The sequence below is a fragment of the Pseudomonas sp. D1-36 genome, from assembly GCF_051132205.1.
Lineage (GTDB): Bacteria > Pseudomonadota > Gammaproteobacteria > Pseudomonadales > Pseudomonadaceae > Aquipseudomonas.
In genome coordinates, this window is the sequence record NZ_CP071674.1 from 1,443,656 (window position 1) to 1,469,407 (window position 25,752).

The window sequence follows — 25,752 nt, forward strand, 5'->3', positions numbered from 1 at the left end:
GCCGATATCAAGTCTGGCGTTGGAAGGCATAGTCCCGTTCGACTTTGCACACCCTCGTCTGGCAATGGGCATACCAGGTGGCGCGGCCTCGCTCACGGATCGCGCTGTGTTCGGGATGCTGCTTCCACGCCAGGATTGCAGCTTCATCGCGCCAATAGGACACGGTAATTCCCAGGCCGTCGTCGCCACGGGCTGATTCGATGCCGAGAAATCCGGGTTGCTCCTGGACAAGGTTCAACATGTGCTCGGCGGCTTCGGCGTAGCCTTGGTCTCCGGCGGTACGCAGGGAAGTGAAAATCACGGCGTAATAATGGGCGCTCATGGCGTTTGCTCCGCGCAGGCTTCGACAAACGCGCTTACCAGCGGCGGCACGCGGCCTTCCAATGCTGCGCGTTCAGGCTGGAACAGCGTCGCGACAAAAAACGGATGGCCTTGAAGTTCAACCGCTCGCAGGCCGCCGGCCGAATCCCGGGCAACGGCGTGCAGCCGCTGATTCAACAAATCCTTTTCCAAATCCGGGTTGACGCCGAAACGGCAATGGTAGCCCTCCGATACCGTCCGACGGCCGTAAGCCTTGGCAATCAACGACTCCGCATCGAGTTGAAGGCTGTCGATGGTTTCCACCAGCGCACAGCTCAGCGGCGTCAACAGTGCCCGTTCAGCTTCGGGAGAAGTTTCGCCGTGGACGGCGTCGGCCCAGCCCATCACGTTGCGGGCGTAGTCCAGCACCGCATGTTGAAAACCGCCGCAGGTGCCGAGGAAAGGCCGATGCTGTTCGCGGGCAAAACGAATGGCCCGTAAGGCCCCTTCTTCATGTTGGTACGGGCTGCCGGGTACGCACCAGACACCGTCGAAATCCTCCAGCACGGCGGTGTTGGTGATGTGCGACGTTCCCAGCCATTGAAACCGGATTTCATGGCTGGTTTGCTTGCCCGCGAGCTCGAGTGCGAGGGGGATCGCCCGGTGAGCGGTGATTTGAGGGTCGTGATCGCCGATCAGGGCGATGTTTAAAGGACGTTGTTTATCCATGGGAGGCTCGCCGCTTGTTGATTCCTGGTGGCCACTATAGATTGGCGTTCACGCAATCAATATTGGCGTTCACCCAAGTGATCAATGCAGCGGCGCACTATCGTCTGGACTACCCCGATCTATCCCTGATCCTCGCGCTGGTCCGTGGCGGCTCGCTGTCCCGGGCCGCTCGCCTCCTGCAGGTGGACGTGTCCACGGTGTTTCGTTCGGTACGTCGGCTGGAGGCGGCCTTGGGCCTGCCCTTGTTTGAAAAAAGCCGCTCTGGATATTTGCCCACGAGCCTGGCCCAGGCGTTGGCCGAACAAGCCGAGCGCGCCGAGCAGGCGTTGGAGGCGGCGCGAGTGGGCGTGGAGCAGGGCGGTGAGGTGATTAGCGGGACGGTACGCCTGACCTGCAGCGACTCAGTCCTGCAAACGTTGTTGCTGCCGGCGCTGGCGCGTTTCATGCCCGCTTATCCGGCGTTGAGTCTTGAGTTGAGCACTTCGAACGACTTCGCCAACCTCAGCCGCCGCGATGCCGACATTGCGTTGCGACTGACCCGTACACCGCCGGAACACCTGGTCGGTCGCAACCTGGGCCATGTGGCTTACCGGGTATGCGCCGGCGCTACGTATCTTCGCGCGGCGTATGCGGATGACCTGGCCGCCATGACCTGGATCGCACCGGACGATTTCCTCCCCGACCACCCCACGGTGGCCTGGCGTCGCCAGCATCTACCCGGCGTAGTGCCTGCCTATCGCTGCAACAGCATGCTGTCGGTCACCGAACTGGTGAGGGCAGGTCTGGGGGTTGCGGCGCTGCCTGACTTTCTGATCAATGAAGATAAAGGACTGATCCCACTTGGCGAACCGTTGAAGGGCTATGACACGGCTTTGTGGCTTCTGACCCGACCGGACTGCCGGGCCCTGCGCTCGGTGGTGACCTTGTTCGATGAATTGGGGCGCAATTTGCGGTGGGGCTGAGGTTCAGGCTTGGTACCGATTCAGGAACATGTCGAGGGCCGATTCGATCACGTGGGTTTGTTCCTCCTTGGTCAGGCTCGGTTGCCCCATCGACACCTGTGGCCAGAACGCAAACGTCTTGAGCAACCCGTGCATCTGTTGGGCGGCAAATGCCGGCTCCACGGGTTTCAAGCGGCCATCGGCCTGGGCTTGGCGAATCCAGGCAGTCAGGCCTTCCTCGCGCTGCCCCATGCGCGACACCATGTCCTGGGCTCGCTCCGGGGAATGAATGGTTGCGGCGATGGCGATGCGCGCCAGGTCGAGAAAATTCTCGTTCGCCAGCAATTGCAGTTTGGCTTGCAGCAACGTTTGAAGCTGCTCCCGTAGCGGCGTTTGCGGGCTGTAGGGCATGTCCTGTTCTGCGGTGATGCTGTTCCATAACCGATTCAGGATTTCGGCAAACAGTTCTTCCTTGCTTGGGAAGTGGTTGTACACCGTGCGCTTCGACACGCCTGCCGTCGCCGCGATCTTGTCCATGCTGGTGATTTCGAAACCGCTGTTGCGGAATTCAGCAATCGCGGCCTGGAGAATGGCTTCGCGTTTTCGCTCGGTAAGGCGCTGCGGTGCGGTCATGGGCAGTTCGTCGGCAAAGGAAAATTACACTCGGTAGTTTACTTGCTCTTTCGATTCATGCAATCTGGAAACTACACCGAGTGGTGTAGTTTTGAATAAGGCGGCTGAGGGTACATGCAACGGCCATTCAGCGTCCCGCAACGGCGAAGCGCATACGTGCGGACGCCTTTGGAGTTATCGCACCATGACCCATCCCTCTTGTTCGACCAACCATCCTCCTGCCCATGAGTCCTCGCGGCAAGACCAGGGCAAATATCGCAACCATGCCTTCACGCCGCGTGAAGGATTTGGCACGACCCTGCGCATCATCTGGAACATGATTTTCCACAAGCCCCGCTCCACCCGTCCTGCGGGCGCCATCGATGTACAACCGTTGACTCGAGCCGCGCTGCTGGCCGCGCCGAACCACAGCGCCTTCCGCCTCGGTCATTCCACGGTGCTGCTCAAGCTGCGGGACAAGTTCTGGCTGACCGACCCGGTGTTCTCCGAGCGTGCTTCACCCGTGCAATGGGCCGGCCCGAAGCGTTTTCATCAACCACCCATCAGCCTGGAAGAATTGCCGCCGATCGAAGCGGTGATTCTGTCCCACGATCATTACGACCACCTCGACCATCAAGCCATTCTCAAGCTGGCGGCCAAGACCCGTCACTTCCTGGCGCCCCTGGGCGTGGGCGACACTCTGGTCAAATGGGGCGTCGACGCCGGCAAGGTGCGCCAGTTGGACTGGTGGCAGGGCACCGAGGTGGACGGTATCGATTTCATCGCCACGCCTTCCCAACATTTTTCCGGTCGAGGCCTGTTCGACAGCAACAGCACCTTGTGGGCCTCATGGGTAATGATCGATGGTGACACGCGAATCTTCTTCAGCGGCGACACCGGTTACTTCGAAGGTTTCAAGCGCATCGGCGAGCAATACGGCCCTTTTGACCTGACGCTGATGGAAACCGGCGCCTATAACGTGGATTGGCCCCATGTCCATATGCAGCCGGAGCAGACCTTGCAGGCCCATATCGATCTCAAGGGCCGTTGGCTACTGCCAATCCACAACGGCACATTCGACCTGGCGATGCATGCCTGGTATGAGCCTTTCAATCGCATCCTGGCCCTGGCCGCGGAACGCAACGTTTGTATCACCACGCCGCAAATGGGCGAAGCCTTCACCCTGACGCAACCGCAACGTGGCCGCGCCTGGTGGCTGGATGTGGAACCCTCGGCGTACCAGGACCAAGCGGGTATCGCCTAGCACTTGCACAAACGGTGTTATTCGATCATCGCGTAATCAGGCCGCCCCATCGGGTCCGGCGTCGCACCCTTGATGTTCATGCCGCGCCCCGGTGCGAAGCCGGGGAAGAACACCAGGCCCTCGGCCTCCAGGCGAAAGGCCAGGGCCAAGCGGGTCACATCGAGCAACTCGCCACCAGCCTCGAAGCGGCGGATGGCCTGGACCGATACACCGGATTGCCGGGACAGCTCCTCGACGCTCCAGCCCAGCATGGCTCGGGCCTGCGCACTGTGGGCGGGGGTGAATTGATAGACAGCGATGCGTTCCAGGGTGGTTTTGATTGCGAGAGAGGCCATGGGGTGCTCCAAAGCTGTGGGATTCGAAAATACTGTGTTTTTGTACAGTTGTTTTGAGTCCCGATCAATCTCATTTTTTTGATCAATGACCGGCGGTCATCTCCAGCCAGATGCTCGGAGCATGGCCGAGCGTCCGGCGAAACATGGTGGAAAACGCCGCTGGGCTGTCATAGCCCAGGTCCAGGGCAATGGGTTTACGCAGGCTCGTACGGGCCTTCTGCCGGATCAGTCTTCAGCCAACCCCGGCGCCTCCCGAATAATGAAGTGATCCAGGTTCTCGATATTGGCACTGAACACCCCGAACGTTTCTTCGGGGTTCTTCTTGCTCGGCACCTGCCTCAACTCCGGCGTGACGCCATAAAAGAAGCAATACAACGGCGCATCACTGTCGATGGCGTGCTTGATCTCTGCCAGGAACGCCTTGCGCTTGCGGTAGTTATCGATCAGCTTCTTGCTCAGGTAAACGTTGACCGAGTAAGGTTTTTTCTTCGCCTCGTCCGGCTGCTTGAACCAGACCTTTGCTTCGAAGTCGATGCGAAAGCTCAGGGTGTAATCCTTTATCTCCTTGATCTTGCCCCAGTAAATCAAGCCCTTATTGTCCTGCAAATACTCGATCTTCTTGAAGAACGATCCGTAGGGCGCAGTGTGCTCGCCAATCTTCAACGGCATGCGCTTGAGCAGGTCCTTGTTATCGAAATTCGAAACGAAACATTCCACCGGGTGGGCGAAGACACTGGTTTTGTCCGGTGTTGAATCCTGCGCGGAATGAGCGTTATCACCGTGGGAAGATACGGATGAGAGCGTAGGCCGATTCGCTTCAACGTTGTCAGACGGGGCGGACGGCTTGCGCACGTACTGACGCCGAGTCAGTAACAACTCCGACGGAAAATGCTCCTCGCGGTCGTCATCTGCTTCAACGCTTTGCGCATCAAGCCCTGGCGTTTTCGGACTGACATAAGGGCAGCCTTCGATATGCTGGGTCGTCGGCTGATTCTTGAAATGCGGCGTGCGGATGTAATTGACGTTCTTGGCATTGAACGTCGTCAGCCGATTCCCCTCATCAAACGCCGCCCGACAGGCATCGTTGGGGCACTGAAAGCGCTCCTTGGCCGAATCGAAGGCCATGGTCTCGTCGAAATTCAGGTCCCGAACGTCATAGATCGAAAGCTTGGCATCGAGGCTGAGGCAATAGGCGGTGTCGAATTTCATCGGGGCTCGGGTCCGTGAGAGGAAGTGTATTAATACCGAAGGACGTGGCGGGCTGCACCCAAAGTTTCAACCCACCAAAGAACTCCTGTGGGAGCGAGCCTGCTCGCGATTCCCAAACCCAACCCAACCATCAAGCCTGCCGCCCACCTGTGCCCTGACATCAACACGTGGCGAGGGAGCTTGCTCCCGCTGGGCTGCGAAGCGGCCCCTTTTCCGGTCCCAGATTGACGTAATCGGTATCATAATACCGGTTATGGCCTGACCTTCCGGATAACCGGCATTATATTGCCGAAACAACAAATAGAATTGCGATGAAAGAGAACACGGGTGAACGACGCAGGGCGATCATTGACGACATCGTCATGCAACATGTGACAGGGACCCAAACCCTGGGAACCTCTATTCGCCGGCTGAGACTTGAGGTTACTGGTCTCGACCAAGAGACGTTCGCAGTTATGTGCAAGATGTCGACAAAGGCTCTCTACCAGATCGAAAAGGACAAGGGTAATCCGAGCATCAGCACCCTCGACGCGATCCTGAGAAAGTTTGGACTGCGCTTGGGGTTGATGGCTGCTGTACCTCTTTACACGCCGCCACCCCGACCGCAAAAACCGGACCCCAAAGCGCCCGCTCGCGGCGCCAACCCTAAACGAAAGTCCACAGAGCAGCCCGGTAGAGTTGCTACTCTCAGAGCCACTAAAAAGGTAAAGGGTGGCGAGAATGGCCCAGGCGAATGAGCGAAGACGGTGTATGAGCGAACAGGTTCAAGTAACCCTGCACGAAGCGAGGTCCCAGCTCTTACAACTGGGTGCGCGTGCATGGCAGGGCGACAGAGTGGTGATCACCAAGGCCGGCAAGCCTTATCTGGATCTGCTGCCTCATGTCGATACACCGCAGGCGCGCAAGCCTGGGCGGTTAAAGGGGCAGATTCGGATGCCGGCGGATTTCGACCGCACCCCTGAGGACATCCTCAAGGGTTGAGTGCCGGCTCTGACTGTAGGTAAATCCTCTTGATCTGAGATTTCAGCAGATACCTCAGCCATGCACGCCTCGTCGAACTCTCGCATGGTGACCTCGTTGATAGCGCCGATTTTCAGCAGCGCTTCGGCCGAGCTGTGAATCGACTCGAAGGCCTCACTTCTTATCTTTTTCGTCATTACATATCCCCATCAATTCTTTTCTATCAACAGACGCTGAAGCTCTCAGAGCCTACACCCGTGGCGAGGGAGCTTGCTCCCGCTGGGCTGCGCAGCAGCCCCAATTCAATATTCCCAACAAAAAAACCGCCGCCCGAACACGGACGGCAGCTAATGATTGAATACTCAAAACCCTCGCAAAATCCGAGAAGCTTTTGGCCACCAAGACTCATGCTGACTAAACGGATCATCCACCAGCACCGCCGGCATATCCCGCAAGCGAATCCATGGCTCATCCTGCCAGTGCAGCATGCAGAGCGACATCCTCGGCCAATCCAACACGCTCAATTTAGGCCGTTCCACCTTATGGGAGTAGCGTTCATCCCGCAGGGTTGGCACCACCTGATGCGTGACCCACTCACGCAGCAACCGATACTCAGGGCAGTAGTGATAAACCAGTAACGCTAGACGCCCGACTCGCTCAGCATCAGATGCTCTTCGGTCAAGCCGTGGACATGCACGAGCATGATCCGGCGCTGGACAGGATCAAGCTTTCGGGTCATGCGCTCATCGAGGTGCTTGCTCATCAAGCGCCCCAAATCGGAGGCGCTGAACCAAGCCTGGTTTTGAATGTAAAAAACCCCGCTTTCACGGGGTTTTCAGTGACGCATGCAGCCTAGGATTTTCCTTTCGAATCAATCCCAGCTCAAAGCCCCACCCGTCTGATACTCAATCACCCGAGTCTCAAAGAAGTTCTTCTCTTTCTTCAAGTCCATGATCTCGCTCATCCAAGGGAACGGGTTGGTCGTTCCTGGATACTCTTCCTTCAAGCCAATCTGCGACAGACGACGGTTAGCGATGAACTTGAGGTAGTCCTCCATCATCGCCGCGTTCATGCCCAGCACGCCGCGAGGCATGGTGTCGCGGGCGTATTCGATTTCCAGTTGGGTCCCTTGCAGGATCATCTGGGTCGCTTCTTCCTTCATCTCGGCGTCCCACAGGTGTGGGTTTTCGATTTTGATCTGGTTGATCACGTCGATGCCGAAGTTCAGGTGCATGGATTCGTCGCGCAGGATGTACTGGAACTGCTCGGCGACGCCGGTCATTTTGTTGCGGCGGCCCATGGACAGGATCTGGGTGAAGCCGCAGTAGAAGAAGATGCCTTCCAGAACGCAGTAGTAGGCGATCAGGTTGCGCAGCAGCTCTTTGTCGGTTTCCGGGGTGCCGGTTTCGAACTTCGGATCGGAGATCGAACGGGTGTATTTCAGGCCCCAGGCGGCTTTCTTCGCGACCGATGGGATCTCGTGGTACATGTTGAAGATTTCGCCTTCATCCATGGCCAGCGATTCGATGCAGTACTGGTAGGCGTGGGTGTGGATCGCCTCTTCGAACGCCTGGCGCAGGATGTACTGGCGGCATTCCGGGTTGGTGATCAGGCGGTACACGGCCAGGACCAGGTTGTTGGCAACCAGGGAGTCGGCGGTAGAGAAGAAGCCCAGGTTGCGCATTACGATGCGGCGTTCGTCGTCGGTCAGGCCTTCCGGGTTTTTCCAGAGGGCGATGTCGGCGGTCATGTTGACTTCTTGCGGCATCCAGTGGTTTGCGCAGCCGTCCAGGTACTTCTGCCAGGCCCAGTCGTATTTGAATGGCACGAGCTGGTTGAGGTCGGCGCGGCAGTTGATCATGCGCTTTTCATCGACGGCGACACGGGCGGAGGCGCCTTCGAGTTCGGCGAGGCCTTCGGCGACGTCGAGTTTGTCGAGGGCCGCCTTGGCGCGAATGATCGCGGCCGAGTCGCTGGCCGTCACGGCGCGGGCTTCGAGGGCGGCGGCACCGCCGGCGCTGTCGAGGCGGTCCATGTTGGCTTCAGAAGCGTGGCCGGCGTTGGCGCCTTTTACGGCAACTTCGCCGTCTTCTTTGTCGAATTCGTCCCAGCTCAGCATGACGTGTCGTCTCCTGCGTGAGGGCCAGATGCCCGATAAGGCCTACTGGCCGCGGTGGATCTTGAAAAATCGTTTGTTGCAGCAGCTGACGCAGGCAATAAACAGAAAAATGTACGGGTCATTCCGGAGCGGCGGTAGAGCGGGAAGGCGATTGCCCCCTGCGTTGGCTCCAGGCTGGCGTGATCCCTGTAAGGGAATATTGCAGGCCCGTTTAAGGCGGCATTATAAGGACTTTTTTGCCTACGTGGTGCGGCGAAATAGCTCACGGGAGGGGTGGTGAGGGGCGTATCCGCATGGGAGCGCGGGTTTACAAGGCTTTGACCGCTGAAGTTTTTTTTCGCATGGATAGGGTGACGACTTTTTTTGATCACAAAATGATCGATTTTTGCCGTTTTGCACTACATGTTGTGTTTTCTGGCGCTTTTTGGTGGCTCCAGACACAACCAGGCCCGATCGGTATCGGGCCGTGGGATTGCTGGTTGTGATCAGCTGTCGGAACAACCGTTGCCCAGGACGCGGTAGCGCAGGATGTGGCGTTGGCCCTTGGAGTCTTCGTATTCCATTGTTGCCGGGACCACTTCGCAAACGTTCGGGATCGTGCTCATGGAAAGGACCTTGGCAATGTCCAAGTGGCTGGAGTAGGTGTACTCCTCGATAGCCGGTTTTTGCTGCGCGAGATCGGTCGGGGTTTCGTCAGCCATCGCGGTGGTGCAGAGGCTGCCGAGGACCAGAACCCATAAAGCTTTCATCTGTATTTCACCTTTGTTGAGGTCGAGTGGGGGCACGCAGCCTTTTTGGGGCTGCGTGTGGAGCGAGTTTTGGAAGTTGGATCAACGGCCTTCGTGGGGGCTGTGTTGCGTCAATCGTGTTTGCCGGTTGGCGAGGTGGATTTTAGAAGTTGGGGGCGGGGGCAAACAGACTCGGTTTTGATAAACACTGTTGGTTGATCTGGTAACAATCGGCTGACTTTTCGTTGGATCGATGATGGCTGACCCAGCGCCTTCGCGAGCAGGCTTGCTCGCCACATGAAGATATCTTCAAGTGCGTTTGCCAGTTAGTACCGACATTTTGTAGGGACTTGTTACTACCATCGTCGAATGGTTCTATAGGCCCGCCCCGGGCTACAACGGGATCATACAAAAACAACTATTGTCACCGAGGTAAGAAAGATGAGTGCGGCTTCTGTGTATCCCGTTCGTCCCGAGGTAGCGGCCAATACGCTGACTGACGAGGCGACCTACAAGGCCATGTACCAGCAGTCGGTCGTCAACCCGGACGGCTTCTGGCGCGAGCAGGCCAAGCGCCTCGATTGGATCAAGCCTTTCACCACGGTGAAGCAGACTTCTTTCGACGACCACCATGTCGACATCAAGTGGTTTGCCGATGGCACCTTGAACGTTTCCTATAACTGCCTCGACCGACACCTGGCCGAGCGCGGCGATCAAGTCGCGATCATCTGGGAAGGCGACGATCCTTCCGAGAGCCGCAATATCACCTATCGCGAGCTGCACGAAGAAGTCTGCAAGTTCGCCAACGCCTTGCGCGGGCAGGACGTGCATCGTGGCGACGTGGTGACCATCTACATGCCGATGATCCCTGAAGCCGTGGTTGCGATGCTGGCCTGTACCCGCATCGGCGCGATTCACTCGGTGGTATTCGGTGGCTTCTCTCCCGAGGCCCTGGCCGGTCGGATCATCGACTGCAAATCCAAAGTGGTGATCACCGCCGACGAAGGCATTCGTGCTGGCAAGAAAATCCCGCTCAAGGCGAACGTTGACGATGCGCTGACCAACCCGGAAACCAGCAGCATCCAGAAAGTCATCGTGTGCAAGCGCACGGCGGGCAACATCAAGTGGAACCAGCACCGCGACATCTGGTACGAGGACCTGATGAAGGTCGCCGGCACCGTATGCGCGCCGAAGGAAATGGGCGCCGAAGAGGCCCTGTTCATCCTCTACACCTCCGGTTCCACCGGCAAGCCCAAGGGCGTGCAGCACACCACGGCTGGCTACTTGTTGTACGCCGCGCTGACCCATGAGCGGGTGTTCGACTACAAGCCAGGCGAGATCTACTGGTGCACCGCCGACGTGGGCTGGGTCACCGGCCACAGCTACATCGTCTATGGCCCGCTGGCCAACGGCGCGACCACGGTGCTGTTCGAGGGCGTGCCGAACTACCCGGACATCACCCGGGTGGCCAAGGTGATCGACAAGCACAAGGTCAATATTCTCTACACCGCGCCTACCGCTATTCGCGCGATGATGGCCTCTGGCACCGCCGCCGTCGAAGGCGCCGATGGCAGCAGCCTGCGCCTGCTGGGTTCGGTGGGTGAGCCAATCAACCCGGAAGCGTGGGATTGGTACCACAAGAATGTCGGCAAGGAGCGTTGCCCGATCGTCGATACATGGTGGCAGACCGAAACGGGCGGTGTGCTGATCAGCCCGTTGCCAGGCGCTACGGCGCTGAAGCCAGGTTCCGCTACTCGGCCGTTCTTCGGTGTGGTGCCGGCACTGGTGGACAACCTCGGCAACCTGGTCGAAGGCGCTGCCGAAGGCAACCTGGTGATCCTCGATTCGTGGCCAGGCCAGGCGCGTACCCTGTACGGCGACCATGACCGTTTTGTCGATACCTATTTCAAGACCTTCAGCGGCATGTATTTCACCGGCGACGGTGCGCGTCGCGACGAGGACGGCTACTACTGGATCACCGGCCGGGTGGATGACGTACTCAACGTGTCGGGTCACCGCATGGGCACCGCCGAGATCGAGAGCGCAATGGTCGCCCACCCGAAAGTCGCCGAAGCGGCGGTCGTGGGTGTGCCGCATGACATCAAGGGGCAGGGCATTTATGTCTACGTCACCCTCAATGCCGGCGAAGAAACCAGCGAGGCCCTGCGTCTGGAACTGAAGAACTGGGTGCGCAAGGAGATCGGTCCGATTGCTTCGCCGGACGTGATCCAATGGGCACCGGGACTGCCGAAGACCCGTTCCGGCAAGATCATGCGCCGCATCCTGCGCAAGATTGCCACGGCGGAATACGACGGTTTGGGTGATATTTCCACCCTGGCCGATCCGGGTGTGGTGGCGCACCTGATCGAGACGCACAAGACCATGAACGTCGCCTGACGGTCGCATGTAGCACCAAAAAGCCCCGCCCGGTATTTGCCAGGCGGGGTTTTTTATGGGCGCGCTGGGAGGGCTTGAAGTGTGGTGCCTTTGTGGCGAGGGAGCTTGCTCCCGCTCGGCTGCGCAGCAGTCGTAAACCGGTCAATGCGGTATGCCTGAACAAACGCGGTGCCTGGCTTTTGGGGCTGCTGCGCAGCCCAGCGGGAGCAAGCTCCCTCGCCACGGGTTTGGTGGATGAATAAATATCGGCGTTCAATGTAAGAAGCGTCGGAACGTTACCGACGTTTCGAAATGTGTAACCAAAGGCGCCACAACGGGGCGATGTGAAACGCCAAGCCCCGTCGCAGGGCGTTTTCACGCATCTCGAAAAACAAGCCGACACGCTGTGCTTGCCGGATTAGAAGGGTTTGCCAATAATGGGCCCGCTATTTGCAGCATGGATCGGTTCCCTTTCCTTTGCTCTTGCATGTATTTGCGGGGCTGTCAATGTGCTCGAACAGCTTTCTCGGTGCTTCTGTAATTTGTTGTCGCATTGAAGAAATATCGGCTTCGGGCCTGTCGTTAGAATGCCGATCACTCGCTCGTCGTGGCCTGCGTTGAATAAAATGCGCGCTTGTCGGACGCAGCACCAAAGTTCGTTCCACCCATTCGCATATTGGGCTGTTGCTCACTCTGCCGTTTTCGCCCTTTACCGATGGAGTCCCAAGATGAAGAAACTTGTGCTGCTTGGCGCCCTGGCACTGTCCGTGCTGTCCCTGCCGACCTTCGCTGATGAGAAGCCCCTGAAAATCGGTATCGAAGCCGCTTACCCTCCGTTTGCCTCCAAGGCTCCGGACGGCAGCATCGTCGGCTTCGACTACGACATCGGCAATGCGCTGTGTGAAGAGATGAAGGTCAAGTGCGTGTGGGTCGAGCAAGAGTTCGACGGCCTGATTCCGGCGCTCAAGGTACGCAAGATCGACGCGATCCTGTCGTCGATGTCGATCACTGAAGATCGCAAGAAATCCGTTGATTTCACCAACAAGTACTACAACACCCCGGCCCGTCTGGTGATGAAGGCCGGCACCCAGGTCAGCGACGGCCTGGCCGAGCTCAAGGGCAAGAACATTGGCGTGCAGCGCGGTTCGATTCACGAGCGTTTCGCACGTGAAGTCCTGGCCCCGCTGGGTGCCGAGATCAAGCCGTACGGTTCGCAGAACGAGATCTACCTGGACGTCTCCGCCGGTCGCCTCGACGGCACCGTGGCCGACGCCACGCTGTTGGATGACGGTTTCCTGAAGACTGACGCGGGCAAAGGCTTTGCGTTTGTTGGCCCGGCCTTCACCGATGTCAAATACTTCGGTGACGGCGTGGGTATCGCGGTTCGCAAAGGTGACGCGTTGAAAGACAAGATCAACACTGCAATCGCTGCCATTCGCGAGAACGGCAAGTACAAGCAGATCCAGGATAAATACTTCGCCTTCGACATCTACGGCAAGTAACACGTCCCGCCACTGCGGCGAAATGGCGCAAGCAACAGGATTTCTGCGGTTTGCGCCATTTTTTCATCCCACTTTCGAGGACCTGAATCATGTTGAAAGGCTACGGGGCTGTCATCCTCGATGGCGCATGGTTGACGCTTCAGCTCGCCTTGTCGTCCATGGCCCTGGCCATCGTCCTGGGGTTGATTGGTGTCGCGCTGCGCCTCTCGCCGGTCCGTTGGCTGGCGTGGCTGGGCGACCTGTATTCGACGGTAATCCGCGGCATTCCGGACCTGGTGTTGATCCTGCTGATTTTCTACGGCGGCCAGGACTTGCTCAACCGTGTGGCGCCGATGCTTGGCTATGACGACTACATCGACCTGAATCCGCTGGCGGCCGGTATCGGCACCCTGGGTTTCATCTTCGGCGCGTACCTGTCGGAAACCTTCCGCGGCGCGTTCATGGCCATCCCCAAGGGCCAGGCGGAGGCGGGCATGGCGTACGGCATGAGTGGGTTCCAGGTGTTTTTCCGGGTGATGGTGCCGCAGATGATCCGACTGGCGATCCCGGGCTTCACCAACAACTGGTTGGTACTGACCAAGGCCACCGCGCTGATTTCCGTGGTGGGCCTGCAAGACATGATGTTCAAGGCCAAGCAGGCGGCGGATGCCACCCGCGAGCCTTTCACCTTCTTCCTCGCAGTGGCGGCGATGTACCTGGTGATCACCAGCGTTTCGTTGCTGGCATTGCGTCACCTTGAGAAGCGCTACTCGGTAGGCGTAAGGGCGGCTGATCTATGATCTTCGACTACAACGTCATCATTGAAGCCTTGCCGCTGTACTTCAACGGCTTGCTGACCACCCTGAAGCTGTTGGCCTTGTCGCTGTTCTTCGGCCTGTTGGCGGCGCTGCCCCTGGGGCTGATGCGGGTGTCCAAGCAGCCGGTCGTCAACATGACGGCGTGGCTCTACACCTATGTGATTCGCGGCACGCCGATGCTGGTGCAGTTGTTCCTGATCTATTACGGGCTGGCGCAGTTCGCCGTCGTGCGCGAAAGCTTCCTCTGGCCGTGGCTGTCCAGCGCGACGTTCTGTGCGTGCCTGGCGTTCGCCATCAATACCAGCGCCTACACCGCCGAAATCATCGCCGGCAGCCTGCGGGCCACGCCCAACGGTGAGATCGAGGCGGCCAAGGCGATGGGTATGTCGCGCTACAAGCTGTATCGCCGGATCCTGCTGCCCTCGGCCCTGCGCCGGGCGCTGCCGCAATACAGCAACGAAGTGATCATGATGCTGCAGACCACCAGTCTCGCGTCCATCGTCACCTTGATCGACATCACTGGTGCCGCGCGCACGGTGAATGCGCAGTACTACTTGCCGTTCGAGGCCTACATCACGGCCGGCGTGTTCTACCTGTGCCTGACCTTCATCCTGGTGCGCCTGTTCAAGCTGGCCGAGCGCCGCTGGCTGGGTTACCTGGCCCCGCGCAAGCACTGATAACGCATCGATCCGATCGACTGCTCAACGATTGACGTTTTGTGAGAACCGACCGCATGTACAAGCTTGAAGTCCAAGACCTGCATAAACGCTATGGCAGTCACGAAGTGCTCAAGGGCGTGTCCTTGAAAGCCGCCGCCGGCGATGTGATCAGCATCATCGGCTCCAGTGGCTCCGGCAAGAGTACCTTCCTGCGTTGCATCAACCTGCTTGAGCAACCCCATGCCGGCAAGATCTTGCTCAACAACGAAGAGTTGAAGCTCGTAGCAGGCAAGGACGGCGCCATGAAGGCCGCGGACCCAAAGCAACTGCAGCGCATGCGTTCGCGGTTGTCGATGGTGTTCCAGCACTTCAACTTGTGGTCCCACATGACCGCCCTGGAAAACATCATGGAAGCGCCGGTGCATGTATTGGGCGTGGCCAAGGCCGAAGCGCGGGAGAAGGCCGAGCACTACCTGAACAAGGTCGGCGTGGCCCATCGCAAGGACGCCTACCCAGGCCACATGTCCGGCGGCGAGCAGCAGCGCGTGGCGATCGCCCGGGCGCTGGCGATGGAGCCGGAGGTGATGCTGTTCGATGAGCCGACTTCGGCCCTCGACCCTGAATTGGTGGGCGACGTGCTCAAAGTGATGCAGGCGTTGGCGCAGGAAGGCCGGACCATGGTGGTGGTGACTCATGAAATGGGCTTTGCCCGCGAAGTGTCGAACCAGTTGGTATTCCTGCACAAAGGCATCGTTGAAGAAAGCGGCAACCCACGGGAAGTGCTGGTCAACCCGCAATCGGAGCGCCTGCAACAATTTCTGTCGGGCAGCCTCAAGTAATCGCTCCCGTTACGCACCGGATTGGATCATGCTGCGCGCCATGCGCCAGATGGTCTAGTTTGGTTGCAGCCGCTTTCGGCTTTAACACTGTTTTCGCTTCGGATTGCCCGCCATGACTGCCCATCGAATAGGTTTCCTGATTTGGCCCAGCACTAAAGCCTTGACGCTGGCGCTGGCCGAGGAGGCCTTGCGTGTCGCCCAGCGCGTGCATCCGGACGTGGTCTACGAATTGTCGTTCCTGCAAGCCGAGCCACCGGCCGAGGGCGCTTGGCAGTTACCCGGTGAATCCTGGGTCGGCAAGCTCGAAGGTCTTCAGAAACTGTTTCTGGTGGCCGACGAGCCACCAACGACGCTGGCCTCGCCGCTGAGCAGCGCCCTCAAGCAATTGGTGCGCGCGGGTTGCGTCATCGGCGGTTTGTCCGCTGGCGTCTATCCGCTGGCGCAGTTGGGTTTGCTCGATGGCTATCGAGCTGCCGTTCACTGGCGCTGGCAAGATGACTTCTCCGAGCGCTTCCCCAAGGTCATCGCCACCAGCCATTTGTTTGATTGGGACCGTGATCGCCTGAGCGCTTGCGGCGGCATGTCGGTGCTTGATCTGCTGTTGGCGGTGCTGGCCCGGGACCACGGCGCCGAACTGGCTGGCGCGGTGTCGGAAGAACTGGTGGTCGAGCGCATCCGTGAAGGCGGCGAGCGCCAGCGTATTCCGTTGCAGAACCGCTTGGGTTCCAGTCATCCGAAGCTCACCCAGGCCGTGCTGTTGATGGAAGCCAACATCGAAGAGCCGTTGACCACCGACGAGATCGCCCAACATGTGTGCGTGTCCCGCCGGCAGCTGGAGCGGATCTTCAAGCAGTACCTCAATCGCGTGCCGAGCCAGTATTACCTGGAGCTGCGCCTGAACAAGGCCCGGCAGATGTTGATGCAGACCAGCAAATCCATCATCCAGATCGGCCTGTCCTGTGGTTTCTCCTCGGGGCCACACTTCTCCAGCGCCTACCGCAACTTCTTCGGCGCGACACCGCGGGAAGATCGCAACCAGCGGCGTAGCAGCAGCCCGTTCGAATTGTCCTCGGTGCCGTCCGAGCGCGGCTAAATGGTAAGACTGCGGATAGAGCGGTCAACACAAAAACTGTGGGAGCGAGCTTGCTCGCGATGACGGAGTGTCAGTCAATGCTGAAGGTGACTGACACTGCGCCATCGCGAGCAAGCTCGCTCCCACAGGTGTTTTGTGCCTGGCAGCGGAAATGTGGATGCAGGTGCCTCAAATACAACCGCAACGTTTAAACTGCGCCATTGCGACGCTATTTGTCGCATTGCCGTAAACCCGCGCAAAACGTGGGTTGGCGCTATAAGAAGTTGTCGCTTGGCGGCAAGGCCGGGCTGAAAACTGTCCTTACAATCCTTACCAAGCTCGCCAGTTCCAGGCGGGTGTTCCTCTTCAGGAGACTCCGATGTCCGTTGAGCAAGCCGCGGTACAACGCGCCGATTTCGACCAGGTGATGGTTCCCAACTATGCACCTGCAGCCTTCATTCCTGTGCGTGGTGCCGGTTCGCGCGTGTGGGACCAGTCCGGTCGCGAGCTGATCGACTTTGCGGGCGGTATCGCGGTCAACGTACTGGGCCATGCCCACCCGGCGCTGGTCGGTGCACTGACCGAGCAGGCCAATAAGCTGTGGCACGTATCGAACGTGTTCACCAACGAGCCAGCCCTGCGCCTGGCGCATAAACTGGTCGATGCGACCTTCGCCGAGCGCGCATTCTTCTGCAACTCCGGCGCCGAAGCCAACGAGGCCGCTTTCAAGCTGGCCCGCCGGGTCGGGTTCGATCGGTTCGGCAGCGAAAAATATGAAATCATCGCCGCGCTCAACAGTTTCCACGGCCGGACGCTGTTCACCGTCAACGTAGGCGGACAGTCGAAGTACTCCGATGGTTTCGGCCCTAAAATCACGGGCATCACCCACGTACCTTACAACGACCTGGCGGCTCTGAAAGCGGCGGTCTCGGACGAGACCTGCGCTGTGGTGCTGGAACCCATCCAAGGCGAGGGCGGTGTGTTGCCGGCCGAGTTGGCCTACCTGCAGGGCGCCCGTGAACTGTGCGATGCACACAACGCACTGCTGGTTTTCGACGAAGTGCAGACCGGCATGGGCCGTAGCGGCGAGCTGTTCGCCTACATGCATTACGGCGTGGTCCCGGACATCCTCACCAGCGCCAAGAGCCTGGGCGGCGGTTTCCCGATCGCGGCGATGCTCACCACCGAAGCGCTGGCCAAGCACCTTGTCGTCGGCACCCACGGCACCACCTACGGCGGCAACCCGCTGGCCTGCGCGGTGGCCGAAGCGGTAATCGATGTGGTCAATACCCCTGAAGTGCTCAATGGCGTCAAGGCCAAGCACGACAAATTCAAGACCCGGCTGTTGCAGATCGGCGAGAAGTACGGCCTGTTCACCCAAGTGCGTGGCCTGGGTCTGCTGATCGGTTGCGTGCTGAACGACGCCTGGAAGGGCAAGGCCAAGGACATCTTCAACGCCGCCGAACAGGAAGGCCTGATGATCCTGCAAGCCGGCCCGGACGTGATCCGCTTCGCTCCGAGCCTGGTGGTGGAAGACGCCGACATCGACGCCGGCCTGGACCGCTTCGAGCGGGCCGCGGTGAAGTTGACCCAAGGCTGAGTTCAGACTTGTCCGGCTCCATTGGGGCCGGCTTTTGTGGGAGCGAGCCTGCTCGCGATTGCGGCCGCCTCGGTCCGCCAGGCAGATCGAGCCGTCGGCATCGCGAGCAGGCTCGCTCCCACAGGAGATCCACTGCAATGTCTGGGTTAATGTCCGGTTTTATTTTCTGTGTATCGATCTTACGGTCGAACCCTTTATTTCAAGTTAAGGAGTGACACCATGCTGGTGATGCGCCCCGCGCAAATGGCTGATCTGGGCGAGGTACAGCGTCTGGCTGCGGACAGTCCGATCGGTGTCACTTCCTTGCCGGATGACGTGGAACGCTTGAGCGACAAGATCGCCGCAAGCGAGGCCTCGTTTGCCGCCGAAGTCAGCTTCAATGGTGAAGAAAGTTATTTCTTCGTTCTCGAAGACACCGCCACCGGCAGATTGGCCGGCTGTTCGGCCATTGTCGCTTCGGCGGGTTATTCCGAACCGTTCTACAGCTTCCGCAACGAGACCTTCGTCCACGCTTCCCGTGAGCTGAAGATCCACAACAAGATCCACGTACTCTCCCAGTGCCACGACCTGACCGGCAATAGCTTGCTGACCAGCTTCTACGTGGTCCCGGAACTGGTGGGTTCGCCGTGGTCGGAGCTGAACTCGCGCGGGCGTCTGCTGTTTGTCGCCAGCCACCCGGAGCGTTTCGCCGATTCGGTGGTGACCGAGATCGTCGGCTATAGCGACGAAAACGGCGACTCGCCATTCTGGGACGCCATCGGTCGCAACTTCTTCGACCTCAACTATGCCGCAGCCGAGCGCCTGTGCGGGTTGAAAAGCCGGACCTTCCTCGCCGAGCTGATGCCGCATTACCCGATCTACGTGCCGCTGTTACCGGATGCCGCCCAGGAAGCCATGGGCCAGGTCCACCCGCGCGCGCAGATCACCTTCGACATCCTGATGCGCGAGGGTTTCGAGACCGATCACTACATCGACATCTTTGACGGCGGCCCGACCCTGCACGCTCGCGTCTCGGGGATCCGCTCGATCGCCCAGAGCCGCGTGGTGCCGGTGAAGATCGGCGAAACCGTCAAGGGCGCCGGGCGGCAGTACCTGGTGGCCAATGCCCAACTCCAGGATTACCGCGCCGTGTTGCTCGACCTCGACTACGCGCCAGGCAAACCTGTGACGCTGGACATGGAAGCAGCCGAAGCCCTGGGTGTTGGCGAAGGCGCCAGCGTGCGCCTGGTAGCGGTTTAAACAGCAGTTTTCGCGGGTGGCATGAGCGGCCCGTTCGAGGAGATAGCATGATCGTTCGTCCCGTACGCAGCAGCGATTTACCTGCTCTGATCGCCCTGGCCCGCAGCACCGGCACCGGCCTGACCACCTTGCCGGCCAATGAAGAGCGTCTGGCCCATCGGGTTGGCTGGGCCGAAAAGACCTTTCGCGGCGAAGCTGGGCGTGGCGACGCGGACTACCTGTTCGTGCTCGAAGACGATGACGGTCGCGTGGTGGGTATTTCCGCCATCGCAGGCGCCGTGGGGTTGCGTGAGCCTTGGTACAACTTCCGGGTTGGCCTGACAGTCAGTGCTTCCCAAGAGCTGAACATCTATCGGGAGATCCCGACGTTGTTCCTGGCCAACGACCTGACGGGCAATTCCGAGCTGTGCTCGCTGTTCCTCCACGCGGACTACCGCAATGGCCTCAATGGCCGGATGCTGGCGAAGGCGCGGCTGCTGTTCATCGCCGAATTCCCACAACTGTTCGGCAACAAGATCATCGCCGAGATGCGCGGCATGTCCGACGACAACGGGCGCTCGCCGTTCTGGGAAAGCCTGGGCCGGCACTTCTTCAAGATGGAGTTCAGCCAGGCCGACTACCTGACCGGGGTCGGTAACAAAGCGTTCATCGCCGAGCTGATGCCCAAGTTCCCGCTGTACACCTGCTTCTTGTCCGAGGACGCCCGGGCCGTGATCGGCCAGGTCCATCCCGACACCGAGCCGGCGCTGTCGATGCTCAAGAGCGAAGGATTCAGTTACCAGGGCTACGTCGACATCTTCGACGCTGGCCCGGCCATCGAGTGCGAGACCGGCAAGATCCGCGCGATCCGCGACAGCCAGGCGCTGGTTCTGGCCGTTGGCACGCCCGGCGATGACGCCACGCCATTTCTCATTCATAACCGCAAATGCCAGGACTGCCGCATCACGGCGGCGCCGGCGCGTTTCGCCGCGGGCACCCTGGTGGTCGATCCACTGACCGCCAAACGTCTTCAACTCAACGCTGGCGACCAGGTGCGTGCCGTGGCGTTGTCTGCCGCTCGGGAGTCGAAATAATGAAATCGTTGTACATCGCTGGAAGTTGGCTGGAAGGCCAGGGCGACGTCTTTGAGTCGTTGAACCCGGTGACCCAGCAAGTGCTGTGGTCTGGAAAAGGCGCGACGGCGGCGCAGGTGGAGTCCGCCGTGCAGGCGGCGCGCCAGGCATTCCCGGACTGGGCGCGACGCTCGCTGGATGAGCGCATCCAGGTGTTGGAAGCGTTCGCCGACACCCTGAAGACGCACGCTGACGAATTGGCCCGTTGCATTGGTGAGGAAACCGGCAAGCCCTTGTGGGAAGCCGCCACCGAAGTCACCAGCATGATCAACAAAGTCGCCATCTCAGTGCAGAGCTACCGCGAGCGCACCGGCGAGAAAAGCGGCCCTCTGGGCGACGCTACCGCCGTGCTGCGCCACAAGCCCCACGGTGTGGTGGCGGTGTTCGGTCCTTACAACTTCCCTGGTCACTTGCCCAACGGGCACATTGTGCCTGCGCTGCTGGCGGGCAATTGCGTGTTGTTCAAGCCCAGTGAGCTGACGCCGAAAGTCGCCGAGTTGACGGTCAAGTGCTGGGCGGAGGCGGGCCTGCCGGCAGGCGTGTTGAACCTGCTGCAAGGCGCGCGGGAAACCGGTATTGCCCTGGCGGCGGAACCAGGGATCGACGGGCTGTTCTTCACCGGGTCCAGCCGTACCGGCAATCTTCTGCACCAACAGTTCTCCGGTCGCCCGGACAAGATCCTCGCCCTGGAAATGGGTGGCAACAATCCGTTGGTGGTCGATGAGGTGGCCGACGTCGATGCGGCGGTGTACACCATCATCCAGTCCGCATTCATTTCCGCCGGCCAGCGCTGCACCTGCGCGCGCCGCTTGCTGGTGCCGGAAGGCGCCTGGGGCGATGCCTTGCTGGCGCGCCTGGTGCAGGTCAGCTCGACCCTCGACGTCGGGGCCTTCGACCAGCAACCGGCGCCGTTCATGGGCTCGGTGGTTTCCCTTGCCGCCGCGAAGGCTCTGATGGATGCGCAAAACCATTTACTGGGCAAGGGCGCCGTGCCGCTGTTGGCCATGACCCAGCCGCAACCCCAGGCTGCGTTGTTGACGCCAGGGATCCTCGATGTCACTGCCGTGGCCGAGCGCCCCGACGAGGAATTGTTCGGGCCGTTGCTGCAGGTCATTCGCTTCAAGGATTTCGCGGGCGCGATCAGCGAAGCCAACAATACTCAATATGGCCTGGCCGCCGGCTTGCTTTCGGATTCCCAGGAGCGCTACGAGCAGTTCTGGCTGCAAAGCCGCGCCGGTATCGTCAACTGGAACAAACAACTGACCGGCGCCGCCAGCAGCGCGCCGTTCGGCGGTGTCGGTGCCTCGGGCAACCACCGCGCCAGTGCTTATTACGCGGCGGATTATTGCGCGTATCCGGTGGCTTCCCTGGAAACGCCGAGCCTGGTCATGCCGGCGAGCCTGACGCCTGGCGTAAAAATGGTGTAGTCCGTTTCGCGAGCAGGCTCGCTCTCACAGGGATTGCACAATCCATTGTGGGAGCGAGCCTGCTCCGGGCGGCGATCCGACGAAGCCCGCACTGCGGTCTTTACTGATGCCTATAAAAACAGATTCTCGTGGAGCCTCGCTGATGAAATCCTATGAAGTCAACTTTGACGGTCTGGTGGGGCCGACCCATAACTACGGCGGGCTTTCCTACGGCAACGTCGCCTCCCAGAGCAACAGCCAGCAATCTTCCAACCCCAAGGAAGCGGCATTGCAAGGCCTGGCGAAAATGAAAGCGCTGATGGACATGGGGTTCCAGCAAGGGGTGCTGGCGCCGCAGGAGCGCCCGGACGTAGCGGCTTTGCGCCGGCTGGGCTTTGCCGGCAGCGATGCCCAGGTCATCCAGCAGGCCGCCAAAGAAGCCATGCCGTTGCTCGTTGCCAGTTGCTCGGCCTCGAGCATGTGGGTAGCCAACGCCGCCACCGTCAGCCCGAGCGCCGACACGGCTGACGGTCGCGTGCATTTCACCGCCGCCAACCTCAACTGCAAATACCACCGCAGCATCGAACACCCGACCACCAGTCGCGTGCTGGGGGCGATGTTTGCCAACGCGCAACACTTCGCCCACCACGCCGCATTGCCGGCGGTGGCACAGTTCGGCGACGAAGGCGCGGCCAACCACACGCGTTTCTGTCGCGCCTATGGCGAAGCCGGTGTCGAGTTCTTCGTGTTCGGTCGCAGTGCATTCGACAGCCGTTTCCCTTCGCCACAGAAATACCCGGCGCGCCAGACCCTCGAAGCGTCCCGCGCCGTTGCCCGCCTGCACGGCTTGAGCGAAGAGGGCGTGGTCTACGCCCAGCAGAACCCGGCGGTGATCGACCAGGGGGTTTTCCACAACGACGTGATCGCAGTGGGCAATGGCGAGGTGTTGTTCTATCACGAGGATGCGTTCCTCGAGACCGACAAGATGCTGGCCGAGCTGAGCAGCAAACTCGCCAAGGTTGGTGGGAAATTTCAGTCGGTGTGTGTACCGCGTTCGGCGGTCACCGTGGATGACGCGGTGCGTTCCTACTTGTTCAACAGCCAATTGCTGTCGCGTCCCGATGGCTCGATGCTGTTGATCGTGCCGGAAGAGTGCCGCAGCAACGAACGCGTCTGGCAGTACCTGCAAGGCCTGACGGGTTCTGGCGGTGTCATCCGGGAAGTGAAGGTCTTCGACCTCAAGCAAAGCATGCAGAACGGTGGCGGCCCGGCGTGCCTGCGGTTGCGCGTGGCGTTGAACGAAACCGAGCTGGCCGCCGTCAACCCAGGGGTTATCATGACCGCGCCGCTGTACGATTCGCTGACCCAGTGGATCGAGCGCCACTACCGCGACCGCATGGCCGAAAACGACCTGGCGGACCCGCAGTTGCTGCTTGAATGCCGGTCGGCCCTGGATGAGCTGACACAAATCCTTAAACTTGGCTCGGTCTATCCTTTCCAGATCAATTGAAAGCGCGCGCGACCTGACTACAGTCAAAGCAGGGCGCGTTGCCTTATCCCCAGACGAGAATGTAAAAACATGAGCGATACCCTGCAGCTGATTCTTGAAGACACCGACGGCACGCAACTGGAAACCTCCTGCACCCGCGTCGCGGTGATGTGGCAGGGCAAGGAACTGTGGATCCAGCAGGACGGCCGTGGTCAGTTGCTGATCGGCGTCGACGTGGAGGAAGGAGACGAGGAATACGCCAACCTGCTGTTGCGTCCGTTGGCGACCAACCTGGTCAGCCTGCAACTGGAAATGGAACCGGCGGACGTCGGCGACGATGACCATGTCCATGGCCCGGATTGCGGCCACGACCATTAAGGAAACCGCATTATGCTCGCCCTCGGCAAACTGCTTGAACTGACCCTCGCCGGCCGTGAACCGGCGGAGAAGACTCAACTGACTGTCGAAGGCGTACGGATGCGCTGGCTGAGCGAGGGCGCGCTGGAGGTCAAGCCGCCCGAAGCCCGGGATAATGGCCTGGACCTGCTGCTGTCGGCGGGTATCCACGGCAACGAAACCGCGCCGATCGAATTGCTTGACCGGCTGTTGCATGACATTGCCCGTGGCGACCTGAAGCCCCGGGCGCGCATTCTGTTCCTGTTCGGCAATCCCGAGGCAATCCGTCGCGGCGAGCGCTTTGTCGAGCAGGACGTCAACCGGCTGTTCAATGGTCGCCATGAGTTGAGTGGCGGGCCCGAGGCGTTGCGCGCCTGTGAGCTGGAGCGCTTGGCCGCAAGTTTTTTCAGCGTGCCGGACCGCAGCCGTCTGCACTACGACCTGCACACCGCCATTCGCGGCTCGAAGATCGAGCAGTTCGCCCTGTACCCCTGGAAAGAAGGCCGCCAGCACTCACGCCGTGAGCTGGCGCGCCTGCGCGCGGCGGGCATGGAAGCAGTGTTGCTGCAGAACAAGCCCTCCATCGTATTCAGCGCCTACACCTACGACCAGCTCGGTGCCGAGTCCTTCACCCTGGAACTGGGCAAGGCCCGGCCGTTCGGGCAAAACAACGGCGTCAACGTCAACTTGCTGGAAACCCGTCTGCAGCAGATCATCGAAGGCAATGAGCCCGAGCTGGAGGACAGCCTGGACGGCCTGCAACTGTTCAGCGTGGCGCGGGAAATCATCAAGCACAGCGACAGCTTCCGCCTGAATCTGCCCGCGGACATCGAGAATTTCTCGGAGCTGGATAAAGGCTATGTGCTGGCCGAAGACATCGCCCAGACCCGCTGGGTGATCGAAGAAGAGGGCGCCCGGATCATCTTCCCGAACCCCAAGGTGAAGAATGGTTTGCGGGCCGGCATCCTGATCGTGCCAGCGACTGACGAAAACTTGGCCTGACCCGAATCTCACGCACGCCGCTGAACCCCTGTGGGAGCGAGCTTGCTCGCGATAGCTGAGTGTCAGCGACAAGGATGTCGGCTGGAGCACCGCTATCGCGAGCAAGCTCGCTCCCACAGGTTTTTTAGCGGCTTTTAAACCGCTACCGCCCGCTGCTCACTGCGACGCAACGCCCGAGTCTTATGCAGCGTATCGGCACACGTCTTCGCCGCTTCCTGACCCTTGTGTACGAAGTGCTCGAAGAAAAACTTCTGGTGTTCTTCGCCTGCATGGAAGTGATGCGGCGTCAGCACGACCGAGAACACCGGTACCTCGGTTTCCAACTGGACCTGCATCAGGCCGGTGATGACCGATTGGGCGACAAACTCGTGGCGGTAGATCCCGCCATCCACCACCAGGCCGGCAGCGACGATACCGGCGTAACGGCCGGATTTGGCCAGCAACTTGGCGTGAAGCGGGATTTCAAAGGCACCGCCGACTTCGAAGAAGTCGATGTCGCTTTCCTGGTAGCCCTGGCTGATCATTTCGGCGACGAAGCCTTTGCGGCTCTGGTCGACGATTTCCTTGTGCCAGCAGGCCTGGATGAACGCGACGCGCTCGCCCGGATGGGTTTTGGTCTTGCTGTCGATTGCGGTGGGTTGCATGTTCTGGTTCCTGTTTGTGTAAAAAACAGGGCGTCATGAATCGAAGGGGATTCGAGGGTACGCCGCGCACAGAGTCGCAGTCGGCCCTTGGGTGTCGATCCCGTTCTCTCTTCATCCGGACTATGACCGTCGGCCCCGGGATCAAACCGGGTCTGCTGACCTTGCCGCTGCACCGCGAAAGCCGTGTAGTGCCAAGCGCTCGCGGGCTATGCGCATTGCGCGCAATTACCGCCGGTGGGGAATCGCACCCCGCCCTGAGAACGTTTTGCCGACACATTTTGTGACGGCGGAGGATTTTTAACACATAACCCCTGTGGGAGCGAGCAAGCTCGCTACCACAGGTGATTTGGATGGTCCGTGTGGTCCTGGGCTTGATTATTCCGCGCCATGCCCGCAGTAATTGCCCTTAGAAAGGGAATTTT

Annotated in this window: 25 protein-coding genes, 2 pseudogenes and 1 riboswitch; of the genes and pseudogenes, 17 read left to right on the forward strand and 10 right to left on the reverse strand. The window is 60.0% G+C overall.

Annotation, left to right across the window (positions count from 1 at the left end; genetic code table 11):
* Positions 1–7: 7 nt before the first annotated feature.
* Entirely contained in the window at positions 8–322 is a 315-nt protein-coding gene (locus J3P76_RS06450; RefSeq protein WP_434607368.1) for an antibiotic biosynthesis monooxygenase family protein, read from the reverse strand.
* A complete protein-coding gene (locus J3P76_RS06455; RefSeq protein WP_434607366.1) occupies positions 319–1,029 on the reverse strand; it encodes a CTP synthase C-terminal region-related (seleno)protein in 711 nt (236 codons plus the stop codon). The genes J3P76_RS06450 and J3P76_RS06455 overlap by 4 nt, the downstream gene beginning before the upstream one ends.
* 14 nt (positions 1,030–1,043) lie before the next feature.
* On the opposite strand from J3P76_RS06455, the gene J3P76_RS06460 reads away from it, so the two are divergent.
* The gene (locus J3P76_RS06460; RefSeq protein ID WP_434607364.1) at positions 1,044–1,991 is read left to right on the forward strand and encodes a LysR family transcriptional regulator; all 948 of its coding nucleotides are present in this window, start codon (positions 1,044–1,046) and stop codon (positions 1,989–1,991) included.
* A gap of 3 nt (positions 1,992–1,994) precedes the next feature.
* Here J3P76_RS06460 and J3P76_RS06465 read toward each other — a convergent pair whose 3' ends face one another.
* Entirely contained in the window at positions 1,995–2,603 is a 609-nt protein-coding gene (locus J3P76_RS06465; RefSeq protein ID WP_434627774.1) for a TetR/AcrR family transcriptional regulator, read from the reverse strand.
* 184 nt (positions 2,604–2,787) lie between these two features.
* On the opposite strand from J3P76_RS06465, the gene J3P76_RS06470 reads away from it, so the two are divergent.
* Positions 2,788–3,846 carry an MBL fold metallo-hydrolase gene (locus tag J3P76_RS06470; protein ID WP_434607360.1) on the forward strand — a complete coding sequence of 353 codons (1,059 nt, stop codon included), beginning with the start codon at positions 2,788–2,790 and terminating at the stop codon, positions 3,844–3,846.
* 17 nt (positions 3,847–3,863) lie between these two features.
* Here J3P76_RS06470 and J3P76_RS06475 read toward each other — a convergent pair whose 3' ends face one another.
* The 3 genes and pseudogenes from J3P76_RS06475 to J3P76_RS06485 form a co-directional block, all read right to left on the reverse strand.
* Positions 3,864–4,181: a helix-turn-helix domain-containing protein gene (locus J3P76_RS06475; protein WP_060740988.1), complete on the reverse strand. Its 318-nt coding sequence runs from the start codon at positions 4,179–4,181 to the stop codon at positions 3,864–3,866.
* Positions 4,182–4,263: 82 nt separating this feature from the next.
* Positions 4,264–4,371: pseudogene (locus J3P76_RS06480) on the reverse strand (AraC family transcriptional regulator); the annotation flags it as partial.
* 35 nt (positions 4,372–4,406) lie between these two features.
* The gene (locus J3P76_RS06485; RefSeq protein ID WP_434607358.1) at positions 4,407–5,390 is read right to left on the reverse strand and encodes a hypothetical protein; all 984 of its coding nucleotides are present in this window, start codon (positions 5,388–5,390) and stop codon (positions 4,407–4,409) included.
* Positions 5,391–5,701: 311 nt separating this feature from the next.
* Here J3P76_RS06485 and J3P76_RS06490 point away from each other — a divergent pair, with 311 nt between their 5' ends.
* Entirely contained in the window at positions 5,702–6,127 is a 426-nt protein-coding gene (locus J3P76_RS06490; protein WP_434560243.1) for a helix-turn-helix transcriptional regulator, read from the forward strand.
* A 13-nt stretch (positions 6,128–6,140) separates the two neighbouring features.
* A complete protein-coding gene (locus tag J3P76_RS06495; RefSeq protein WP_434607356.1) occupies positions 6,141–6,371 on the forward strand; it encodes a type II toxin-antitoxin system Phd/YefM family antitoxin in 231 nt (76 codons plus the stop codon).
* Positions 6,372–6,712: 341 nt separating this feature from the next.
* Here J3P76_RS06495 and J3P76_RS06500 read toward each other — a convergent pair.
* The 3 genes and pseudogenes from J3P76_RS06500 to J3P76_RS06510 all read right to left on the reverse strand — a co-directional run.
* Positions 6,713–7,158 (reverse strand): annotated as a pseudogene (locus tag J3P76_RS06500) (BRO-N domain-containing protein); the annotation flags it as partial.
* 63 nt (positions 7,159–7,221) lie between these two features.
* Positions 7,222–8,469 (reverse strand): ribonucleotide-diphosphate reductase subunit beta, encoded by a 1,248-nt coding sequence (locus J3P76_RS06505; RefSeq protein WP_024776511.1) that lies wholly within the window; start codon positions 8,467–8,469, stop codon positions 7,222–7,224.
* A gap of 485 nt (positions 8,470–8,954) precedes the next feature.
* Positions 8,955–9,218, reverse strand: a complete 264-nt coding sequence (locus tag J3P76_RS06510) for a DUF2790 domain-containing protein (RefSeq protein WP_420767509.1) — start codon at positions 9,216–9,218, stop codon at positions 8,955–8,957.
* Positions 9,219–9,638: 420 nt separating this feature from the next.
* Between J3P76_RS06510 and acs the strand changes: the two genes are divergently transcribed.
* The 13 genes from acs (at position 9,639) to astE (ending at position 24,686) form a co-directional block, all read left to right on the forward strand.
* Complete coding sequence (acs, locus tag J3P76_RS06515) at positions 9,639–11,594, forward strand: acetate--CoA ligase (RefSeq protein WP_420767508.1); 1,956 nt, start codon at positions 9,639–9,641, stop codon at positions 11,592–11,594.
* A gap of 707 nt (positions 11,595–12,301) precedes the next feature.
* A complete protein-coding gene (locus tag J3P76_RS06520) occupies positions 12,302–13,075 on the forward strand; it encodes an ABC transporter substrate-binding protein (protein WP_420767507.1) in 774 nt (257 codons plus the stop codon).
* A gap of 89 nt (positions 13,076–13,164) precedes the next feature.
* Positions 13,165–13,854, forward strand: a complete 690-nt coding sequence (locus J3P76_RS06525) for an ABC transporter permease (protein ID WP_420767506.1) — start codon at positions 13,165–13,167, stop codon at positions 13,852–13,854.
* Complete coding sequence (locus tag J3P76_RS06530; RefSeq protein ID WP_420767505.1) at positions 13,851–14,549, forward strand: ABC transporter permease; 699 nt, start codon at positions 13,851–13,853, stop codon at positions 14,547–14,549. Before J3P76_RS06525 ends, J3P76_RS06530 begins: the two co-directional genes overlap by 4 nt.
* A gap of 56 nt (positions 14,550–14,605) precedes the next feature.
* Complete coding sequence (locus J3P76_RS06535; RefSeq protein ID WP_434560239.1) at positions 14,606–15,370, forward strand: ABC transporter ATP-binding protein; 765 nt, start codon at positions 14,606–14,608, stop codon at positions 15,368–15,370.
* Positions 15,371–15,482: 112 nt separating this feature from the next.
* Positions 15,483–16,463, forward strand: coding sequence for a transcriptional regulator ArgR (gene argR, locus J3P76_RS06540; RefSeq protein WP_420767503.1), 981 nt, complete (start codon positions 15,483–15,485; stop codon positions 16,461–16,463).
* A gap of 358 nt (positions 16,464–16,821) precedes the next feature.
* The gene (locus J3P76_RS06545) at positions 16,822–18,042 is read left to right on the forward strand and encodes an aspartate aminotransferase family protein (protein ID WP_434701680.1); all 1,221 of its coding nucleotides are present in this window, start codon (positions 16,822–16,824) and stop codon (positions 18,040–18,042) included.
* 219 nt (positions 18,043–18,261) lie between these two features.
* The gene (gene aruF, locus J3P76_RS06550) at positions 18,262–19,281 is read left to right on the forward strand and encodes an arginine/ornithine succinyltransferase subunit alpha (RefSeq protein ID WP_420767501.1); all 1,020 of its coding nucleotides are present in this window, start codon (positions 18,262–18,264) and stop codon (positions 19,279–19,281) included.
* 47 nt (positions 19,282–19,328) lie between these two features.
* Positions 19,329–20,354 carry an arginine N-succinyltransferase gene (gene astA, locus J3P76_RS06555; RefSeq protein WP_420767500.1) on the forward strand — a complete coding sequence of 342 codons (1,026 nt, stop codon included), beginning with the start codon at positions 19,329–19,331 and terminating at the stop codon, positions 20,352–20,354.
* Positions 20,351–21,820, forward strand: coding sequence for a succinylglutamate-semialdehyde dehydrogenase (gene astD / locus J3P76_RS06560; protein WP_434611648.1), 1,470 nt, complete (start codon positions 20,351–20,353; stop codon positions 21,818–21,820). Before astA ends, astD begins: the two co-directional genes overlap by 4 nt.
* Positions 21,821–21,962: 142 nt before the next feature.
* Positions 21,963–23,309: an N-succinylarginine dihydrolase gene (gene astB, locus J3P76_RS06565; RefSeq protein ID WP_434607350.1), complete on the forward strand. Its 1,347-nt coding sequence runs from the start codon at positions 21,963–21,965 to the stop codon at positions 23,307–23,309.
* Positions 23,310–23,378: 69 nt separating this feature from the next.
* The gene (locus tag J3P76_RS06570) at positions 23,379–23,666 is read left to right on the forward strand and encodes a hypothetical protein (RefSeq protein ID WP_003178862.1); all 288 of its coding nucleotides are present in this window, start codon (positions 23,379–23,381) and stop codon (positions 23,664–23,666) included.
* 12 nt (positions 23,667–23,678) lie between these two features.
* Positions 23,679–24,686, forward strand: a complete 1,008-nt coding sequence (gene astE, locus J3P76_RS06575; RefSeq protein ID WP_434701681.1) for a succinylglutamate desuccinylase — start codon at positions 23,679–23,681, stop codon at positions 24,684–24,686.
* A gap of 134 nt (positions 24,687–24,820) precedes the next feature.
* Here the strand turns inward: astE and J3P76_RS06580 are convergent, their stop codons facing one another.
* On the reverse strand, positions 24,821–25,330 hold the full coding sequence (locus tag J3P76_RS06580) for a 6,7-dimethyl-8-ribityllumazine synthase (RefSeq protein WP_434607346.1): 510 nt from the start codon (positions 25,328–25,330) through the stop codon (positions 24,821–24,823).
* A 98-nt stretch (positions 25,331–25,428) separates the two neighbouring features.
* Positions 25,429–25,596: riboswitch (FMN riboswitch) on the reverse strand.
* Positions 25,597–25,752: the final 156 nt, after the last annotated feature.

Bases quoted from the DNA above. Each gene is read 5' to 3' on its own strand.
- J3P76_RS06525 (WP_420767506.1), top strand. From the start codon at position 13,165: ATGTTGAAAGGCTACGGGGCTGTCATCCTCGATGGCGCATGGTTGACG.
- astE (WP_434701681.1), top strand. From the start codon at position 23,679: ATGCTCGCCCTCGGCAAACTGCTTGAACTGACCCTCGCCGGCCGTGAA.
- aruF (WP_420767501.1), top strand. From the start codon at position 18,262: ATGCTGGTGATGCGCCCCGCGCAAATGGCTGATCTGGGCGAGGTACAG.
- argR (WP_420767503.1), top strand. From the start codon at position 15,483: ATGACTGCCCATCGAATAGGTTTCCTGATTTGGCCCAGCACTAAAGCC.
- J3P76_RS06530 (WP_420767505.1), top strand. From the start codon at position 13,851: ATGATCTTCGACTACAACGTCATCATTGAAGCCTTGCCGCTGTACTTC.
- J3P76_RS06455 (WP_434607366.1), bottom strand. From the start codon at position 1,029: ATGGATAAACAACGTCCTTTAAACATCGCCCTGATCGGCGATCACGAC.
- astA (WP_420767500.1), top strand. From the start codon at position 19,329: ATGATCGTTCGTCCCGTACGCAGCAGCGATTTACCTGCTCTGATCGCC.
- J3P76_RS06490 (WP_434560243.1), top strand. From the start codon at position 5,702: ATGAAAGAGAACACGGGTGAACGACGCAGGGCGATCATTGACGACATC.
- J3P76_RS06470 (WP_434607360.1), top strand. From the start codon at position 2,788: ATGACCCATCCCTCTTGTTCGACCAACCATCCTCCTGCCCATGAGTCC.
- J3P76_RS06475 (WP_060740988.1), bottom strand. From the start codon at position 4,181: ATGGCCTCTCTCGCAATCAAAACCACCCTGGAACGCATCGCTGTCTAT.
- J3P76_RS06520 (WP_420767507.1), top strand. From the start codon at position 12,302: ATGAAGAAACTTGTGCTGCTTGGCGCCCTGGCACTGTCCGTGCTGTCC.
- J3P76_RS06450 (WP_434607368.1), bottom strand. From the start codon at position 322: ATGAGCGCCCATTATTACGCCGTGATTTTCACTTCCCTGCGTACCGCC.
- J3P76_RS06535 (WP_434560239.1), top strand. From the start codon at position 14,606: ATGTACAAGCTTGAAGTCCAAGACCTGCATAAACGCTATGGCAGTCAC.
- J3P76_RS06570 (WP_003178862.1), top strand. From the start codon at position 23,379: ATGAGCGATACCCTGCAGCTGATTCTTGAAGACACCGACGGCACGCAA.
- J3P76_RS06545 (WP_434701680.1), top strand. From the start codon at position 16,822: ATGTCCGTTGAGCAAGCCGCGGTACAACGCGCCGATTTCGACCAGGTG.
- J3P76_RS06510 (WP_420767509.1), bottom strand. From the start codon at position 9,218: ATGAAAGCTTTATGGGTTCTGGTCCTCGGCAGCCTCTGCACCACCGCG.
- astB (WP_434607350.1), top strand. From the start codon at position 21,963: ATGAAATCCTATGAAGTCAACTTTGACGGTCTGGTGGGGCCGACCCAT.
- J3P76_RS06505 (WP_024776511.1), bottom strand. From the start codon at position 8,469: ATGCTGAGCTGGGACGAATTCGACAAAGAAGACGGCGAAGTTGCCGTA.
- acs (WP_420767508.1), top strand. From the start codon at position 9,639: ATGAGTGCGGCTTCTGTGTATCCCGTTCGTCCCGAGGTAGCGGCCAAT.
- J3P76_RS06485 (WP_434607358.1), bottom strand. From the start codon at position 5,390: ATGAAATTCGACACCGCCTATTGCCTCAGCCTCGATGCCAAGCTTTCG.
- J3P76_RS06580 (WP_434607346.1), bottom strand. From the start codon at position 25,330: ATGCAACCCACCGCAATCGACAGCAAGACCAAAACCCATCCGGGCGAG.
- J3P76_RS06495 (WP_434607356.1), top strand. From the start codon at position 6,141: ATGAGCGAACAGGTTCAAGTAACCCTGCACGAAGCGAGGTCCCAGCTC.
- J3P76_RS06465 (WP_434627774.1), bottom strand. From the start codon at position 2,603: ATGACCGCACCGCAGCGCCTTACCGAGCGAAAACGCGAAGCCATTCTC.